Here is a 16,343-nt window from a genome sequence, read left to right as displayed (position 1 = left end):
ATTGGACGATGCACCACGCCGGGCCGCTACACGCGGCCCGGCGTTTTTTTGTCGGATGAAACTTTGAGAAAACGCATGAGAGAACGTAGATTCGCGACTAAATCCCACATTGTGCGGATCCTGCCCAACTCGCCGAAAAGCCTTTGTTTTGTGATATCCAAGTAAGCACGGGCTGCATTTCAAGGCTCTCGCGGCGTCTCGCCGCTGCCATCCGGTGCACCGAAACGGATCAGCCGCCCAGCGGCAAAAGCCGTTTCTCGCAACCGCGCGCACACTCGATCCTGTTTTTTCCGCAGCGAACGCAGCACCGCAGTCCGGGCGGCCGCGCATGTGTGCGTCCAGCCCAGCACCGGCATCACGATTCACCGAACACGCCATTCCATCGATCCGCCTCATTTATCGGGAGCACTACATGACTTCGGCAACCCAGAGCACCGGCAGTTTTGTCACCGCCAAAGACGGCACGGCGATTTTCTACAAAGACTGGGGCAGCGGACAGCCCATCGTGTTCTCGCACGGCTGGCCGCTCGACGCCGACGCGTGGGACGCGCAGATGCTGTTCTTCTGGCAAAAGGGCTTTCGCGTGATCGCGCATGACCGGCGCGGCCACGGCCGCTCGGGACAATCGTCCACCGGTAACGAGATGGACACCTACGCCGACGATCTCGCCACCGTGCTCGACGCGCTCGATGTTCAGGGCGCGACGCTCGTCGGCCATTCCACGGGCGGCGGCGAAGTCGCGCATTACATCGGGCGGCATGGGACGAAGCGCGTCGCGAAGGCGGTGTTGATCGGCGCGGTGCCGCCGTTGATGCTGAAAACCGAAGGCAATCCGGACGGCGTGCCGAAGGACGTTTTCGACGGCATCCGCGCCAATGTCGCGAGCAATCGCTCGCAGTTCTACAAGGATCTCGCGATGCCGTTCTACGGCTTCAATCGCGATGGCGCGAAGGTTTCGCAAGGCGTGATCGATGCGTTCTGGCTGTCGGGCATGCGCGGAGGAATCTCCGGACAGTACGCATGCGTCGAACAATTCTCGGAAGTGGATTACACCGAAGACCTGAAGAAATTCGACGTGCCGACGCTGATCCTGCACGGCTCCGACGACCAGATCGTGCCTATCGACAACGCCGGGAAGAAGTCGGCGAAGATCGTGAAGGACGCGACGTTCAAGGTGATCGAAGGCGGCTCGCACGGCATGTGTACCGTGAGCGCCGACCAGATCAACGCCGAACTGCTGGCGTTCATCCAGTCGTAAAAGGCCCGCTCGACGGACTAATAAAGGCGGCGCGTGCCGCCTTTATTTTTTCACCGGATGCGCGCGGCGGAACACCATCCAGCGCGGCGCGCGAAAGCGCACGATGCTCATATAGAGCCATACGTAAGTCGCCGCGAACACGACGACAAAGCAGAACAGATGCACCGTGTGCCGCCAGAACAGCGTCGCGGGAATCACGGCGACGAGGCACAGCAGCCACAAATACGGCGACGTCAGCGAGTTGCGTCGTGTGAGTTCGCGGGCGTTTTGCGCGCCGACGGCCCAGCGCATCAGCCGCTTGTAGACGAGCATGTGCAGATGAACGCCGTCGGGAATACCGGGCGACATGCCGCGAATGAATTTTTTCCGGTAGATCGAAAAGCAGGTTTCGAAGATCGGATACATGAAGAGCAGCACGGGAAACCACGCGGAAACATCGCGGTTGCGCATGACGAGCATGATCGACAGTTCGCCCAGCATGAAGCCGATGAAGTACGCGCCGCCGTCGCCGAGAAAGATGAGGCCAGCGGGGAAGTTCCAGATGAAGAAGCCCATCACCGCGCCCATCATCGTGAGCGACGCCGAGAGCACGATCGGGTCGTGCACCTGGAACGCCACGTAGGCGAGCGACGCGAACATCATGAACGCGACCATCGAGGCGAGGCCGTTGAAGCCATCGATGATGTTGATCGCGTTCGCGAGCGCCGCGACCGCGATGACGGTGACGAGACACGACACGACCGCGTAGCCGAGCAGGAAATCGAGCGGCGGCACGCTGATGCGCGTCACGGCGATGTTCAGGATGAAGTAGGCGAGCGCGGCGGCGGCCATCGTGCAGACGAGGCGCGCGAGCGGACTCACGCGCTTCGTCACATCTTCGATCAGGCCGGAGAAAAACGCGGGCATCCCGCACGCGATCACCGCAAGAATGCCGCCGGACACCGCCGGATACGTCCAGTGCAACTGCACGGCGGACACAGTGAGCCCGATCAGGATACCCACGCCGCCGATACGCGGCACCGGCCTCGCATGGAATTTCTGCACACCGGCAAGATCCGTATCGCCGATGAAGCCTTCATGCAGATGCGCGAATCGCACGATCAACAACGTGACAAGCAGCGAAATCAGAAAACCGAGCGAAAAACTAAGCATGAAGAGCAACCGTCGGAAATAACGTTTAAGCGAAACCGCGCGGGTTTTGCGACTGCCAGCGCCAGTGATCGGCGCACATGCGTTCGATGCCGTATTGCGCGCGCCAGCCGATCAATTTTTCGGCCGCCGACGGGTCTGCATAGCACGCGCCGACATCGCCCGGACGGCGCGCCACGAGTTCATACGGAACCGGCCGGCCCGACGCCGCTTCGAACGCCTTCACTACGTCGAGCACGCTATAGCCGTGACCGGTGCCGAGATTGACGACGAAGCTCGCGTCGAGCGACTTCAGCGCGTCGATTGCGGCGATGTGACCGCGCGCCAGATCGACGACGTGGATATAGTCGCGCACGCCGGTGCCGTCGTGCGTGTCGTAGTCGCTGCCGAAAATACGCAGGCGTTCGAGCTTGCCGACCGCAACTTGCGCCACATACGGCATCAGATTGTTCGGCACGCCCGCCGGATCCTCGCCGATCATGCCACTCTCATGTGCGCCGACCGGGTTGAAATAGCGCAGCGTCGCGATGCGCCAGGTGGGATCGGCGAGTTCCAGATCGCGCAGAATCTGTTCGGCGATCAGCTTGGTCTGACCGTAGGGGTTCGTCGCGGAAAGCGGAAACGACTCGTCGATAGGCACGCTTTGCGGCACGCCGTACACCGTCGCCGACGAACTGAACACGAAGTTCTTCACGTTGCGCGCGCGCATCGTGTCGAGCAGCACGAGCAGGCTGTCCAGATTATTGCGGTAATACGCGAGCGGCTTCGCGACCGATTCGCCGACCGACTTGAGCGCGGCGAAATGGATCGCGGCGGTGATCGGATGCGCGTCGAACACGGCATTGAGCGCGGCTTCGTCGCAAGCGTCGGCCTCATAGAACGACAGGTCGCGGCCCGTGATCTTGCGCACGCGTTCGAGCGATTCCGCGTTGCTGTTGACGAGGTTGTCGATCACGACCACGTCGTGGCCTGCCGCGAGCAGTTCGACGCAGGTATGCGAGCCGATAAAGCCCGCGCCGCCCGTGACCAGAACGGTCTCTTTTGCCTGCGCCCCTGCGTGCTTGGCGGGCTCAGTATTGCTGTTCATAAAATCTCTCCGGGATGCTTTATGGCGCGTCGACCGACGCGCGGACGTCGCTGCTTTTCAGAGCGAAACCCCTGTTATTGCGCGTATTGTGCCTTTATACCGCTCGACCACCTGATTTTCGTCGAATTCGCGCGTCACCTTTTCGCGGCCCGCAACGCCCATCGCGCGGCGCGTTTCGCGGCTCATCGTGAGCATGCGTTCGAGTTGCGCGGCAAGACTCGCCGCATTTTTCACCTCGCAAAGCAGGCCCGTCACGCCGTCGTCCACCACTTCGCGGCAGCCCGGCACGTCGGTCGCGACGATAGGCCGGCCCATCGCCGACGCTTCCATCAGCGTGCGCGGCACGCCTTCGCGATACGACGGCAACACGACGCAATCGGCGCGCGCGATGAACGGCTTCACGTCGTGCGCCTCGCCGAGATACTCGACCACGCCTTCCCGCGTCCACGCGTCCACGTCGCGCTGCACGATCGCGCTCGGATTATCGACACCGACCGGTCCGAGCAACTGAAAGCGCGCATGCGGATATTTCCGGCGCAATTGCCGCGCTGCTTCGACATATTCGGCAACGCCCTTGTCCCATAGCAGACGGCCGATCAATACGAAAACGAAGCCGTCATGCGTTGGCGGCGCTTGATACGCGTATTCGTCGAGATCGACGCCTTCGCCGTGCAAAAGCCGCGCGCGCTCTGGATGCACGAGCAGGTTTTGATCGACGAAGGCGGCACGGTCGTCCTGATTCAGGAACCAGACTTCGCGCGGAAAGCGGAATGCAAAACGATAAAGCTGCTTGGCGATCTGCGCCGTCCGGCTCTTCTGGATGAACACATAGCCAAGGCCGGTCGTGACCGCGATCGACGGTACGCCCGCGAGTTTCGCGGCCAGCGTGCCGTAGATATTCGGCTTGATCGTGTAGTGGAAAACGATCTGCGGACGGCTCGCGCGATATTCGCGATACAGCGCGGCGAGCGTTTTCAGGTCGTCGCGCGGGTTCGTGCCTTTCGACGCGACGGGCAGATCGACGCAGCGGCAGCCCATTGCTTCAAGAAGCTCGAAGGTGCGGTCGCGCGGCGCGATCACGGTGACCTCCGCGCCGCGTGCGACGAGCATCGTGATGAGGCCGCGCCGATACGTGTAGATGGCCCACGCGGTGTTGCAGACGAGCGCGATGCGAAGGCGGGGAGTGTCGGCGTTCATGCGGGCTGTGATGTCGTTTTAGAGTGCGGGCATTAAGCCGCGCGGACGCGAAACAGGCGCGATTTGAGGCTGCGCAGCGCGCCATACGGCAGCAGCAGATGCGCGAGACTTTTCGCCACCCCGATCCAGTCGGGCGCATTGCCCGCACGGAAGTAACGCAACTGCAGCCGCAGCGTTGACAGCGTCTGCGTGCGCCGTTTCGTGGCGCTGATGCCGTGCTCGTTGAGTTCGTAAAAGAGGCCGAATTCCGGCAGATTCGCGCCGTCGTGACGCTGCATGAGGCGCAGCAGCAGATCGAGATCTTCGGCGGCGCGGTATTGCGCGCGGTAATTGCCGACGTCGAGCACGGCGCCGACCCGCAACATCAGCGACGGATGCGCGAAACACGAACGCATCAGCAAGACGCGGCGGATCGCGGCGGGATCGGCGGGCGGCCTGAGATCGAAAAGCGGCGCGCCCTGCATGTCCACCACGTGCGTCCACATGCCGAGCGCGGCCACTTCCGGATGCGCTTCGAGATACGCGCGCTGTTTCGCGAGCCGCTGCGGCGTGGCGAGATCGCCTGCATCGATACGCGCCGCGTAGCGCACGCCGCGCGCGGCGAGCAACTCGATGCCTGTTTGCAACGCGCGCTCGATACCGCCGTTTTGCGGCATCCGGTGAATGTCGATTATGAGACCGGCCACCGTGGGCGCGACGATCGGCGGCGTGCTGCCGTCATCGACGATCAGCACGCGCACCGGCGCGTCCTCGCAAAACGACGCGAGCGTGCGTTCGAGATCGGCCTGGCCGTTGAACGCTGGAATCAGCACGGCGACGTCATTCAAGGTCGAGTCGTTCATGGACGCAATTTCATACGCAGATAATAAAAATTCACGGTCGCCGCCGCGAGATAACCCGCAGCCAATCCCGCCAGCGCGCCGTAGCCGCCGAGCCGGGGAATCGCCGCCCAGTTCACCGCGAACGCCACGGCGAGCGCGAGCAGCCACTTGGCGAGCAACACGAACTTCGCCTGGTATTTCAGCACGATCAGATTGCCGATCGCCTCGATCCCCGCCGGGACGGACAGCCACACGGCCCAGCGGAAAATATCGGCGGCGCCCGCGTAATCCGGGCCGAACACGCGCGCGATGATGAAACCCGCGAGCAGATCGAGCACGATCGCGCCGCCGATCATCAAGAGCGCGGTCATCGCGATCAGCCGCAAGACATTGCGCCGGAGCAGCGCCGAATCCTGCACGCGATAAACGAACGCCGGCGCGAGCGTTTGCGCGAGCATCAGCGCGAGGGTGATCCAGTTTTCGTTGAGTTGCTGCGCGGCGGAATAGCGGCCGAGATCGGCGAACGACAGATGATGCGCGAGCATCAGACGGTCGAGTTTCAGGAACATATACATGCAGATCAGGCCGAGCCAGAACACCGTTCCCGCGCTCGCGAAGTGGCGGAACAGCGCCGGGTCGAAGCGCCAGCCGAGCTTGCCGCCGTGACGCTGCATGTAATAGAGGAGCAGCACGCCGCCGATCGCCGCCGCTTCCGCCGCCCACAGCCAGCCGAAACGCGCGGGCGAGGCGGCGGCGCGCACCAGCACGAACACGAGCGCGGCTTTCAGGATGGCCGTCGTCATGCTGGTCAGCAGTTGCGGACGGCTGAACGTCAGGCTTTGCAGCCACGCGTTGATCACGCCGACGAACGGCTCGCGGAACAGCATCGTGACGGCAAGGCCCGCCAGCATCGCGCCGACCAGCGGATCGGTCAGACCCGCCGCGATGCCGCCCCAGGTCAGCACGAGCGCGAGCGCCGAGACGCCGATCCGCAGCACGAACGCGCTGCCGAGCACCGTGCCAAGTTGCCGGGGATCGCGCGCGACGATGGTCGGCACGAGGATTTCAGCGCCGCACACCCACGTAATCGGCGACAGCACGAGCAAAAGCGTGTTCGCGTACTGCCACTTGCCGAACACGTCCGGACCGAAATAGCGCGCAAGCAAGCCGCTGATGACAATCGCGACCGCGATCTGCGTCAGCCGCTCCAGCCCGAGCCAGACGATATTCGACAGCGCGCGCGCGACGTCGGGATTGGACAGGCTGCGCTTCAGCATCCGCCGCACCGGTTTTCGCGCGGACGTGGCACGCCGTGTGCTGGCAGCGTTGGGCTGAACGTCGCCCGATGCGGCGAAAGCGGCGCGGCGGAGTGTGCGCTGTACCGCAAAGGTCGCATATTCGGGGTCCGAGAGGCCCGGTGGCGTGAAAGCATTGGATTAGAATAATTGCGCAGGAGAAAACGTCCGGACCGGCGGCCCAATCCGCCCTGAACCGCGCCGGACCGCCGGGAGAGTGCGATTATAGGTGCGAAGGCAGGGCCGATGGGAGCGCAGGTGCGACGTCCTGATCCTGCGCTCGGTGCCTTTGCCCGGCCCGGAGATATTTCGTTTTTTCAAAATGGCTTGAGCACGCATCGTGTATGTTCGTGTGCTCATGCACCTCGGCGATATTGAGCGGCGTCCTCGCGCCGCTTGACATCGCCCCGCCCGCTGGCCGACCCGCCCGGATCATCAATTACTAGACAGGTAGCCATACCATGAGCCAGTCCCAGATTTCCCAGTCAATCTTCAAGGCCTACGACATTCGCGGCATTGTCGGCAAGACCGTCGATGCGGACGTCGCGCGCAATATCGGGCGTGCGTTCGGCAGTGAAATTCGCAAGCAGGGCGGCGACTCCGCCGTCGTCGCGCGCGATGGACGGCTGTCGGGACCGGAACTCGTCGGCGCGCTCGCGGACGGGCTGCGGCAGGCAGGCGTCGATGTGGTCGATGTCGGCATGGTGCCGACGCCGGTCGGCTATTTCGCGGCCAGCGTGCCGCTCGCGCTGCCGTCGGGCGAACGCCGCGTCGATTCGTGCATCGTGGTGACGGGCAGCCACAATCCGCCGGATTACAACGGCTTCAAGATGGTGCTGCGCGGCGCGGCCATCTACGGCGAGCAGATCCAGACGCTCTACAAGCGCATCGTCGATAACGACTTCACCGAAGGCGCCGGCACTTACACGGAATACGATATCCAGCAGGTCTATCTGGACCGCATCGTGAGCGACGTGAAGCCCGTGCGCCCGATGAAGATCGTGGTCGATGCAGGCAACGGCGTGGCCGGCGACCTCGCACCCCGTCTTTTCAAGGCGCTCGGCTGCGAACTCGTGGAACTGTTCACCGATATCGACGGCACGTTCCCGAATCACCATCCGGACCCGGCGCATCCGGAAAACCTTCAGGACGTCATCAAGGCGCTGAAGGAAACGGACGCTGAAATCGGCTTCGCATTCGACGGCGACGGCGACCGTCTCGGCGTCGTGACAAAAGACGGCCAGATCATCTATCCGGACCGCCAGTTGATGTTGTTCGCGCAGGAAGTGCTGTCGCGCAACAAGGGCGGCCAGATCATTTACGACGTGAAATGCACGCGCAATCTCGCGAAATGGGTGCGGGATCAGGGCGGCGAGCCGGTGATGTGGAAGACCGGCCACTCGCTCGTGAAGGCGAAGCTGCGCGAAACGGGCGCGCCGCTCGCGGGCGAAATGAGCGGTCACGTGTTCTTCAAGGACCGCTGGTACGGCTTCGACGACGGCCTGTACACCGGCGCGCGGATGCTGGAAATCCTGTCGCGCGTGGACGATCCGAGCAAGCTGCTCAACGACCTGCCGAATTCGCTGTCCACGCCGGAACTGCAACTGAAGCTGGAAGAGGGCGAGAACTTCGAACTGATCGCGCGTCTGCAGAAGTCCGCGAAATTCGAGGGCGCGGACGACGTGCTGACCATCGACGGCTTGCGTGTTGAATATCCGGATGGCTTCGGCCTCGCGCGATCGTCGAACACGACGCCGGTCGTCGTGATGCGTTTCGAAGCGGACAGCGAAGAAGCGCTCAAGCGCATCCAGGAAGATTTCCGCCGCGTGATTCTCGCGGAGAAGGCCGACGCGAAGCTGCCGTTCTAAGCTAAACGCAGCGTAAAAACGGCGCGGTGGCGTGGCTACCGCGCCGTTTTTCTTTGCGCGGCGTGCGCGTGGGCGTCCGGTTTTCGCGCTTCATGCGGCCATCCCGCGATAAAATCGCCCATCTCAATTTTGACCCCGCGCCGTGGCGGTTCGCACGGCGCTTATCGTCTCCAGCGTGCAAAAGATCTTGATTGTCCGGGTGTCGTCGCTTGGCGACGTCGTCCATAACATGCCGGCCATCGCCGATATCCGCCGCCGTCATCCCGGCGCGCAGATCGACTGGCTGGTCGAGGAAAGTTTCACCAGCCTGGTCGAACTGGTCGACGGCGTGCGCCGCGCGATTCCGTTTTCGCTGCGGCGCTGGCGCAAACGCCTGCTTTCCGCCGATAACTGGCGCGAGATCGGCGCGTTCCGGCGCGCGCTCGCCGCCGAGAAATACGATCTGGTGATCGACTGTCAGGGACTCATCAAGACCGCGTGGGTCGCGGGCTGGGCGCGCGGGCCGCTGATCGGTCTCGGCAATCGCACCGACGGCGCGGGCTACGAGTGGCCGGTGCGTTTCTTCTACGACAAGCGCGTGGCGATCGAGCCGCGCACGCATGTCGTCGAGCGCACGCGGCAACTGGTCGCGGCGGCGATCGGCGATCCGCGCCCGGAGCCGACCGACGCGATCGACTTCGGCCTCGATACGCGCCGCGCGGCGCTGGCGTTGTCCGAGACGGGGTTGAACCTGCCGGTGCCGTATGTCGTGTTCGTGCATGCCACCTCGCGCGCCGACAAGCAATGGCCGGATGCCGCGTGGATCGAACTCGGCCAGACGCTGGTGCGGCGCGGTGCGTCGATCGTCTTGCCGTGGGGCAGCGAAGCCGAGCGCGCGACGAGCGAAAAGCTCGCGAAAGAGTTCGGCGCGGCGGCCATCGTGCCGCCGAAGCTCACGCTGCCGGCGGTGGTCGGGTTGATCGACGGGGCGGCGGCGACGGTGGGCGTCGATACCGGGCTCGTGCATATCGCGGCCGCGCTCAAGCGGCCGACGGTCGAGTTGTACAATTTCTCGACCGCGTGGCGCACGGGCGGCTACTGGTCGCCGAACGTGATCAACCTCGGCAGCGCGAGCCAGCATCCGACGCTGCAGCAGGTGAAAGCGGCGCTCGCCGGATTCGGGCTGCTGTAAGCGTCGGCGCTTCTGACGACGCGGCGTTTGCGCGCCGTCAATTGCCGCATCTTTCAGCCGGGGCCGTCGAAAGCCGCGTTGAGCGAAAATGCGCTACCGCGTCCCGCCACGCTTAACCGAATATCGAAGGCACATGACCGAATCTCAAATCATCGAAGTCGCTTCCGCCGACTGGCAAGCGGCGAACCTGTCCGTGCCGCGCGAGACGCTGCTCGCGGGCGTCGAGCGCGGCAAGGTGCTGTACTTTCCGAATTTGCGTTTCACCATCGCGGGCGGCGAGCAGGCGCTGCTCGACCCCGCCATCGCCGATCCCAAGCGCAAGAACATCAGCCTCGCGCCGAACGGCGGCGTGCTCGCCGGCGTGCTCGGCGATGCGGTCACGCAATCGGCGGTGCGCGCGCTGATCGGGCGCTATCAGGCGAACGCGCGCTCGTTGATCGACGGTCTTTTTCCGGAATATCGCGGGCGGCTGCGCGTCGCGCCGACGAGCCTGCGACTGCATCGCGTCGAAACACGCGATACCTCGTGGCGCAAGGACGACAGCCGTCTGCACGTCGATGCGTTTCCGTCGCGGCCGAACTACGGCGAGCGCATCCTGCGCGTGTTCACCAATGTGAACCCGCAGGGCGCGCCGCGCGTGTGGCGCGTCGGCGAGCCGTTCGAGGACATGGCGCAACGTTTTCTGCCCGCCATCAAGCCGCAGCTTCCGGGCGCGCCGTGGCTGATGAACCTGCTGCACATCACGAAAACACCGCGCAGCGACTACGACCATCTGATGCTGCATCTGCACGACGCGATGAAGGCCGACATGGATTATCAGAAGACCTCGCCGCAAGAGGAGATGCCGTTTCCGCCCGGCAGCGTGTGGGTCTGTTTCTCCGATCAAACCTCGCATGCCGTGATGTCCGGCCAGTTCATGCTGGAACAGACATTCTTCCTGCCCGTCGATGCAATGGCGCAGCCGGAATGCGCGCCGCTCGGCATTCTCCAGCGCCTCAAGGGCAGGGCGCTGGTTTGAGCGCGGCGCGCTCATTCGTGCACGCGCGGGCGGCCGCATGCTGATGCGTATCCTGCGGCTGATTTATCGCGCGCTGTGGTGCATCGTCGCGCCGCTCGCCGTGCTGCGCTTGCTGATTCGCTCGCGGCGTGAGCGTGGTTATCGCGAGCATATCGGCGAACGGTTTGGTCTCGGCGCCGGCCGGCACGCCAGCGATCTCGCGCCGCTGATCTGGGTTCATGCCGTATCGGTGGGCGAGACGCGCGCGGCGCAGCCGCTTATCGAAGCGATGATGAAGGCGCATCCCGACGCGCGCCTCCTGATTACGCACATGACGCCGAGCGGCCGCGCGACTGGCGAGCAGTTGTTCGGCGATCGCGTGCTGCGCGCGTATCTTCCCTACGATCACCCGGTGCTCGTCCGCCGTTTTTTGCGCGCGTGGCGGCCGTCGCTTGGGATCGTCATGGAAACGGAAGTGTGGCCGACGCTTATCGACGAATGCCGGCGCGCCGATGTGCCGCTCGTCCTCACGAACGCGCGGATGTCGGCGCGTTCGTACAAGCGCGCGGCGAAATTCGGACGCGCGACCCGCGACGTGTTCGGCGGATTCGCGCGCGTGCTCGCGCAGACGCCGTCCGATGCCGAGCGCCTGACCGCGCTCGGCGCGCGCAATGTCGCCGTGCTAGGAAATCTCAAATTCGACATGAGCGCGCCGCCCGAACTCGAAGCGCGCGGCCATGCGTGGCGCGCGGCGATTGGCGCGCGGCCGGTGTGGGTGGCGGCGAGCACGCGCGAGGGTGAGGAAGCGCTGGTGTTGCAGGCGTTTGCCGCGCTGAATCAGCACGTGCCGGATGCGCTGCTGATTCTGGTGCCGCGTCATCCGCAACGATTTGGCGAGGTCGCGGCGCTCGCGGCGAGTGCCGGGTTCGTGTGCGAGCGGCGTTCGGTGTGGGCGCCGAAAGCGGTGGCGGCGGGATCGGGCGTCGATGCCGCGCCGCCTTTGGCTGGAAGCGTTCAAGTGCTGCTCGGCGATTCGATGGGTGAGCTTGGCGCGTATTACGCGGCGGCGGATCTGGCGTTCATCGGCGGGAGTTTGCTGCCGCTCGGCGGGCAGAACTTGATTGAAGCGTGCGCGGCGGGCGTGCCGGTGCTGATCGGACCGCACACGTTCAACTTCACGCAGGCGACGAACGACGCGATTGCGGCGGGCGCGGCGCTGCGTGTCGCCGATCCGGCCGAGCTTGCGGCGGGTTTGCGCGAGCTATTCAACGACAAGCCGCGAAGGCTCGCGATGAGCGCGGCGGCGTCGGCGTTCGCGGCGCGGCATCGGGGGGCCACTGTGAGGACGGTGGGGGTGTTGGGGGCGTTGTTGGAGGAGTAGGCCGTGCGGCGGGGCTGGCGCGGGTTGAGGGTTTTGCTCGCGCTCTTTGGTTTTGTTTGCCTGTGCTTTCTGGAAACTTGCTTTCGTGTAGGTCTATTAGCTCGCCGCTGTGCGCGGCAGCAGTCACTTTCTTTGCTGCTGCAAAGAAAGTAACCAAAGAAAGCAGCTTATCCGTCTAAGTGTCCACCACTGTCCGTTTCCGGGAGTGGTGCGATAAAACAGCCGTGGCGTCGCACCACTGAACAGAGTGGAGCCGCTCATTCATCCCGACAGGCACGAAGTGCCTGTCGGTAAGGCATAACCGGAAAGACCAAACCAAACTGACCGAAGGTTGCGAGATATGCCCGACGTCCGAGCGCAGCTAGGACGGAACTGACAGGTGCTGTGCCAATCCGAACGAATGCGAGTTAGCCGAATCAGCTTGCGCGCCTATCCCTGTTGTTATTCGAGGTGGACACTTCGGCGGATAAGCTGCTTTCTTTGGTTACTTTCTTTGCAGCAGCAAAGAAAGTGACTGCTGCCGCGCATAGCGGCGTGCTAATAAACCTACATGAAGGCAAGTTCCCAGAAAGCGCCCGAACATCAGACGGCGTAACCCATCTCAAGCCGCCCAATGGTGCCGACCCTGTGCTGCTTTCTTTGGTTACTTTCTTTGCAGCTAGCCAAAGAAAGTGACTGCTGCCGCGCATAGCGGCGTGCTGATAAACCTACACGAAGGCAAGTTCCCAAGAAGCGCCCAAGCAACCAAAGCAAACAACGAGCGCGAGCAAGGCCAAAAATAGTGCAATGTGCGTCATATAGGTCAAAGCAAACCCAGACGCGAGCAAGCACCAACCCCGATCACCCGGCGCGCCGCGCCAATATCCCGTCCACGCAAGCCTCGAACCGCGCATTACTCGCATCGACCCCAAACTCCCGCGCCCGCACCGCGGCGCCGCGTTCGAGTTCCCCGCGCAACGTGTCATCCGTCACCACCCGGCCCATCGCACCCGCGAGCGCCGCCACGTCGCCCAAAGGCACCAGCAACCCATACCGTCCACCATCGAGAATCTCACTCGGCCCGGTCGGACAATCGGTCGCCACCACCGGCTTTTCTAGCGCGAGCGCTTCGAGCAGCACCATCGGCATGCCCTCGTAGCGCGAACTCAGCACGAGCATCCGCGCGCGCCCGACCAGCGCGTGCGGATTGTTCCGATACCCCATGAAATGCACGCGCGCCGCAACGCCCAGTTCGGCCGCGAGCGCTTCGAGTTGTCCGCGATGCTCGCCGTCGCCGACGATCACCAGATCCTCCACCACGCCGCGCTCCCGAACCAGTTGCGCATACGCACGCAACAGCGTCGCGTGATCCTTCTGCACTTCGTCGAGCCGCGCGACCGACACGATGTACGGCGCGGCGCAAGGCGGTGGCTCGACGGCGGCGGCGCTCTCGCGAAGCCGCGCGATATCGATGGCGTTCGGCAACACGAAAAGGTTATGCAGCTTGCCGCCGAACATCGCGACGGCTTCGTCGGCCATGTGCTGGTTGAGTGCGGCCACGCCGTCGTATCGCGCGTATTGCGCCATCAGGCGGCGCATTTTGCGCGCGCGGCCGCCGAGCCGGGCGTCGAAGCTGAAGTGGTTCACGCCGAGCCACGCCACGCCGAAACTGCCGGCGAGACGCCGCAGCGACATGTCGTAATCGACGATGATGTCGTGCCGCCGCGCAAGCGCCGCCACGCGCGAGCGCACGTAAGGACGCACGGCAAGCGTGTTGAACACGTCGCGCGCGATGCGGCCGGTCTTGCTCAAACGCTTTGCGTATCGGCGCGACTGGAAATAGTTGAGCGCGGGGCGATCGGCGAGAATTTCGACCGGCACGTCCGCCGGGATCAGCGCCTTGAACCGCTGCTCGAAAGCGGGCGACGTGAACATGACCGACAGCGTCACGTCAAAACGCGTGCGATCGAATACGCGCAGCCATTGAATGAGCGACGACTCGATCCCGCCGTCGCCGAAATCGACGATATGAAACAACACGGACGTGCGCGCGGTTTTAGCGCGCACGTCGTCGGAATTAGGCATGTGGGGCACTTTCTGGCGACGAAACGCCCGCGAACGCGCAAGCGTATGAAGAAAATTGCGAAGCCGTCATGCTACCGCAATCGTCTCGCCTTCCGCCTCGTGAGGATGTGCCGCCGCCTACGCCGCGAGTAATCCCTTCTTCTCGATGAAGCCGATGATCGCGTCGAGCCCGTCCAGCGCCTTCAGATTGCACATGACGAACGGCCGCTCGCCGCGCATCTTGCGGGCGTCGGACGCCATGATGTCGAGATTCGCGCCGACGTAAGGCGCGAGATCGATCTTGTTAATCACGAGCAGATCCGACTTCGTGATGCCCGGCCCGCCCTTGCGCGGAATCTTCTCGCCGCCCGCGACGTCGATCACGTAGATCGTCAGGTCGGAGAGTTCCGGGCTGAAGGTCGCGGCGAGGTTGTCGCCGCCCGATTCGATGAACACGATGTCGGCGTCGGGGAAGCGCGCGACCATCTGATCGACGGCTTCGAGGTTGATCGATGCGTCTTCGCGGATGGCTGTGTGCGGGCAGCCGCCGGTCTCGACGCCCATGATGCGCTCGGCGGGCAACGCGCCAGCGACGGTCAGGAGGCGCTGGTCTTCCTTGGTGTAGATGTCGTTGGTGATGGCGACGAGGTCGTACTTTTCGCGCATCGCCTTGCAGAGCATTTCGAGGAGCGTGGTCTTGCCGGAGCCGACCGGACCGCCGACGCCGACGCGCAGCGGCGGCAGTTTCTTGGTTCGGCGGGCGGCGGAGGAATAGGCGGGTGCGTTCATGTCGTTAGCGTTCAGGAGCGGAAAAGCCGCGAATATTGCGATTCGTGCCGCGCGGACAAGATGCCCAGTTGCGGCGCGAACGTGTTGATGGCGTGCGGCGGCGTGTCGAGTGCGCGCTGCACGGCTTGGTCGATGGGCGCGCGCAGCGCCACGATAATTCGCTGCCCGGCGAGCTGCCCGAGCGGCACGGCTTTCAGCGCCGCCGCCGCCTGATTCTCGACCCAGCTAAACGCGTAGGCGGCGAGGGCGGCGTCGGTCGCGGCATTGTGTGCAAACGCCGCGTAGGCGAATGCGGAGGGCTGCGAGATCGGCTTGATCGTGTTGAGCGTGGCGCGCCGTTCGGCATCGCCCCATTCGAGTTGCGTACACAATTGCGCGAGCGACCAGCCCATTTGCTGCGTCTCCCGGCGCAATTCCGACGACTCTCGGCTCGCCAGGAATTCTTCATCGGCAGAGGCGAGGGCGGCTGCTTCGTGACGATGCCACCGTTCGATCTGATGCGCGAGAAACGGCAACTCGCCGCGCGCGAGCACATGCGTGAGGCCGCTCGCGATCCACTCGCGCGCGCTGTCGCCATCGTGGATCAGGCCGTGCTCGATCGCCGCTTCCAGCCCCTGCGAGTAACTGAACGCGCCGATCGGCAACGCGGGCGATGCGAGATGCAACAGCGCCGTGAGTTCAGCGATGCGCATGGCTGCAGTTCGAGTGATCGCCGTGGTCGTGCCCGTGATCGTGTGCGTGCTCATGCGCGTGATCGTGGCCATGCTCATGCCCGTGATGCTCGTCGAACACTTTTTGCGCGAGCGCGTAGTCTTCGACGAACGTCTCGTCGTGGCCGTGCTTGTGACCGCCGCCATACGCGCCCGTTTCCGGCTGGAACGGCGCGTTAGCGTGCTCGACCTTCGTGCCGAGACGACGCAGCATGTCTTCGAGCACCGGGTCCGCTTCGAGTTTCAAATAGTCCGCGCCCACTTCGACCGGCGTGTGACGGTTGCCGAGGTGATACGCGGCGCGCGTGAGCGTCAGCGCGTCGGGCGCGCGCACGACGAGCACGGACTCCTCGGCCGCGACGACGGCGACGAGCGCGCCGTCGTCGGCGACCAGCACGTCGCCGTGACGGAGCACGGTGCCGCGCGGCATCACGAGCGCGACTTCTTCGCCGTTGTCGAGCGTGGCGGCGAGCCGGCTTTTACAGCGCGCGTCGAAGGGCAGGGTGAGCGTCGCGGCCCGCTTGACCAGCACGGGCGCGAGTTTCACGGTGACGCGTTTGTCGATGGTGCGCATGGT

At 64.1% G+C, this 16,343-nt stretch carries 14 protein-coding genes; 5 read left to right on the top strand and 9 right to left on the bottom strand.

Annotated elements, in window-relative coordinates; all coding sequences use genetic code 11:
- The first annotated feature begins 412 nt into the window (after positions 1 to 412).
- Positions 413 to 1,258, top strand: coding sequence for an alpha/beta fold hydrolase (locus AC3D25_RS12225; protein ID WP_488888645.1), 846 nt, complete (start codon positions 413 to 415; stop codon positions 1,256 to 1,258).
- Between the two features lie 42 nt (positions 1,259 to 1,300).
- Here AC3D25_RS12225 and AC3D25_RS12220 read toward each other — a convergent pair whose 3' ends face one another.
- From AC3D25_RS12220 to AC3D25_RS12200, 5 genes are read right to left on the bottom strand one after another with little or no spacing between them, the layout of a single operon-like run.
- Positions 1,301 to 2,410, bottom strand: a complete 1,110-nt coding sequence (locus AC3D25_RS12220; RefSeq protein WP_488888644.1) for an MraY family glycosyltransferase — start codon at positions 2,408 to 2,410, stop codon at positions 1,301 to 1,303.
- 25 nt (positions 2,411 to 2,435) lie between these two features.
- Positions 2,436 to 3,494 carry a UDP-glucose 4-epimerase GalE gene (galE, locus tag AC3D25_RS12215; RefSeq protein ID WP_488888643.1) on the bottom strand — a complete coding sequence of 353 codons (1,059 nt, stop codon included), beginning with the start codon at positions 3,492 to 3,494 and terminating at the stop codon, positions 2,436 to 2,438.
- 57 nt (positions 3,495 to 3,551) lie between these two features.
- Positions 3,552 to 4,691, bottom strand: coding sequence for a glycosyltransferase family 4 protein (locus AC3D25_RS12210; RefSeq protein WP_488888642.1), 1,140 nt, complete (start codon positions 4,689 to 4,691; stop codon positions 3,552 to 3,554).
- Positions 4,692 to 4,723: 32 nt separating this feature from the next.
- On the bottom strand, positions 4,724 to 5,533 hold the full coding sequence (locus tag AC3D25_RS12205) for a glycosyltransferase (RefSeq protein ID WP_488888641.1): 810 nt from the start codon (positions 5,531 to 5,533) through the stop codon (positions 4,724 to 4,726).
- The gene (locus AC3D25_RS12200) at positions 5,530 to 6,789 is read right to left on the bottom strand and encodes an oligosaccharide flippase family protein (protein ID WP_488888640.1); all 1,260 of its coding nucleotides are present in this window, start codon (positions 6,787 to 6,789) and stop codon (positions 5,530 to 5,532) included. The genes AC3D25_RS12205 and AC3D25_RS12200 overlap by 4 nt, the downstream gene beginning before the upstream one ends.
- 479 nt (positions 6,790 to 7,268) lie before the next feature.
- Here AC3D25_RS12200 and AC3D25_RS12195 point away from each other — a divergent pair, with 479 nt between their 5' ends.
- From AC3D25_RS12195 to waaA, 4 genes are all read left to right on the top strand, one after another.
- Positions 7,269 to 8,675, top strand: a complete 1,407-nt coding sequence (locus AC3D25_RS12195) for a phosphomannomutase/phosphoglucomutase (RefSeq protein WP_488888639.1) — start codon at positions 7,269 to 7,271, stop codon at positions 8,673 to 8,675.
- Between the two features lie 175 nt (positions 8,676 to 8,850).
- Positions 8,851 to 9,846 (top strand): lipopolysaccharide heptosyltransferase I, encoded by a 996-nt coding sequence (waaC, locus tag AC3D25_RS12190; protein ID WP_488888638.1) that lies wholly within the window; start codon positions 8,851 to 8,853, stop codon positions 9,844 to 9,846.
- Between the two features lie 133 nt (positions 9,847 to 9,979).
- Positions 9,980 to 10,864 carry a Kdo hydroxylase KdoO gene (gene kdoO / locus AC3D25_RS12185; protein WP_488888637.1) on the top strand — a complete coding sequence of 295 codons (885 nt, stop codon included), beginning with the start codon at positions 9,980 to 9,982 and terminating at the stop codon, positions 10,862 to 10,864.
- A gap of 49 nt (positions 10,865 to 10,913) precedes the next feature.
- A complete protein-coding gene (waaA, locus tag AC3D25_RS12180; RefSeq protein WP_488889675.1) occupies positions 10,914 to 12,224 on the top strand; it encodes a lipid IV(A) 3-deoxy-D-manno-octulosonic acid transferase in 1,311 nt (436 codons plus the stop codon).
- 840 nt (positions 12,225 to 13,064) lie between these two features.
- Here the strand turns inward: waaA and AC3D25_RS12175 are convergent.
- From AC3D25_RS12175 to ureE, 4 genes are all read right to left on the bottom strand, one after another.
- Entirely contained in the window at positions 13,065 to 14,288 is a 1,224-nt protein-coding gene (locus AC3D25_RS12175; RefSeq protein WP_488888636.1) for a glycosyltransferase, read from the bottom strand.
- A 117-nt stretch (positions 14,289 to 14,405) separates the two neighbouring features.
- Positions 14,406 to 15,056, bottom strand: coding sequence for an urease accessory protein UreG (gene ureG / locus AC3D25_RS12170; RefSeq protein WP_488888635.1), 651 nt, complete (start codon positions 15,054 to 15,056; stop codon positions 14,406 to 14,408).
- 11 nt (positions 15,057 to 15,067) lie between these two features.
- Complete coding sequence (locus AC3D25_RS12165; protein ID WP_488889674.1) at positions 15,068 to 15,748, bottom strand: urease accessory protein UreF; 681 nt, start codon at positions 15,746 to 15,748, stop codon at positions 15,068 to 15,070.
- Entirely contained in the window at positions 15,735 to 16,340 is a 606-nt protein-coding gene (ureE, locus tag AC3D25_RS12160; protein WP_488888634.1) for an urease accessory protein UreE, read from the bottom strand. The genes AC3D25_RS12165 and ureE overlap by 14 nt, the downstream gene beginning before the upstream one ends.
- Between the last annotated feature and the right edge of the window lie 3 nt (positions 16,341 to 16,343).

The sequence above is a fragment of the Caballeronia sp. SL1002 genome, assembly GCF_057814995.1.
Note: the sequence above shows the minus strand (reverse complement) of the source record. Positions and strands in the feature narration are given on the sequence as shown.

Bases quoted from the DNA above. Each gene is read 5' to 3' on its own strand.
- AC3D25_RS12225 (WP_488888645.1), top strand. From the start codon at position 413: ATGACTTCGGCAACCCAGAGCACCGGCAGTTTTGTCACCGCCAAAGAC.
- AC3D25_RS12220 (WP_488888644.1), bottom strand. From the start codon at position 2,410: ATGCTTAGTTTTTCGCTCGGTTTTCTGATTTCGCTGCTTGTCACGTTG.
- galE (WP_488888643.1), bottom strand. From the start codon at position 3,494: ATGAACAGCAATACTGAGCCCGCCAAGCACGCAGGGGCGCAGGCAAAA.
- AC3D25_RS12210 (WP_488888642.1), bottom strand. From the start codon at position 4,691: ATGAACGCCGACACTCCCCGCCTTCGCATCGCGCTCGTCTGCAACACC.
- AC3D25_RS12205 (WP_488888641.1), bottom strand. From the start codon at position 5,533: ATGAACGACTCGACCTTGAATGACGTCGCCGTGCTGATTCCAGCGTTC.
- AC3D25_RS12200 (WP_488888640.1), bottom strand. From the start codon at position 6,789: ATGCTGAAGCGCAGCCTGTCCAATCCCGACGTCGCGCGCGCGCTGTCG.
- AC3D25_RS12195 (WP_488888639.1), top strand. From the start codon at position 7,269: ATGAGCCAGTCCCAGATTTCCCAGTCAATCTTCAAGGCCTACGACATT.
- kdoO (WP_488888637.1), top strand. From the start codon at position 9,980: ATGACCGAATCTCAAATCATCGAAGTCGCTTCCGCCGACTGGCAAGCG.
- AC3D25_RS12175 (WP_488888636.1), bottom strand. From the start codon at position 14,288: ATGCCTAATTCCGACGACGTGCGCGCTAAAACCGCGCGCACGTCCGTG.
- ureG (WP_488888635.1), bottom strand. From the start codon at position 15,056: ATGAACGCACCCGCCTATTCCTCCGCCGCCCGCCGAACCAAGAAACTG.
- AC3D25_RS12165 (WP_488889674.1), bottom strand. From the start codon at position 15,748: ATGCGCATCGCTGAACTCACGGCGCTGTTGCATCTCGCATCGCCCGCG.
- ureE (WP_488888634.1), bottom strand. From the start codon at position 16,340: ATGCGCACCATCGACAAACGCGTCACCGTGAAACTCGCGCCCGTGCTG.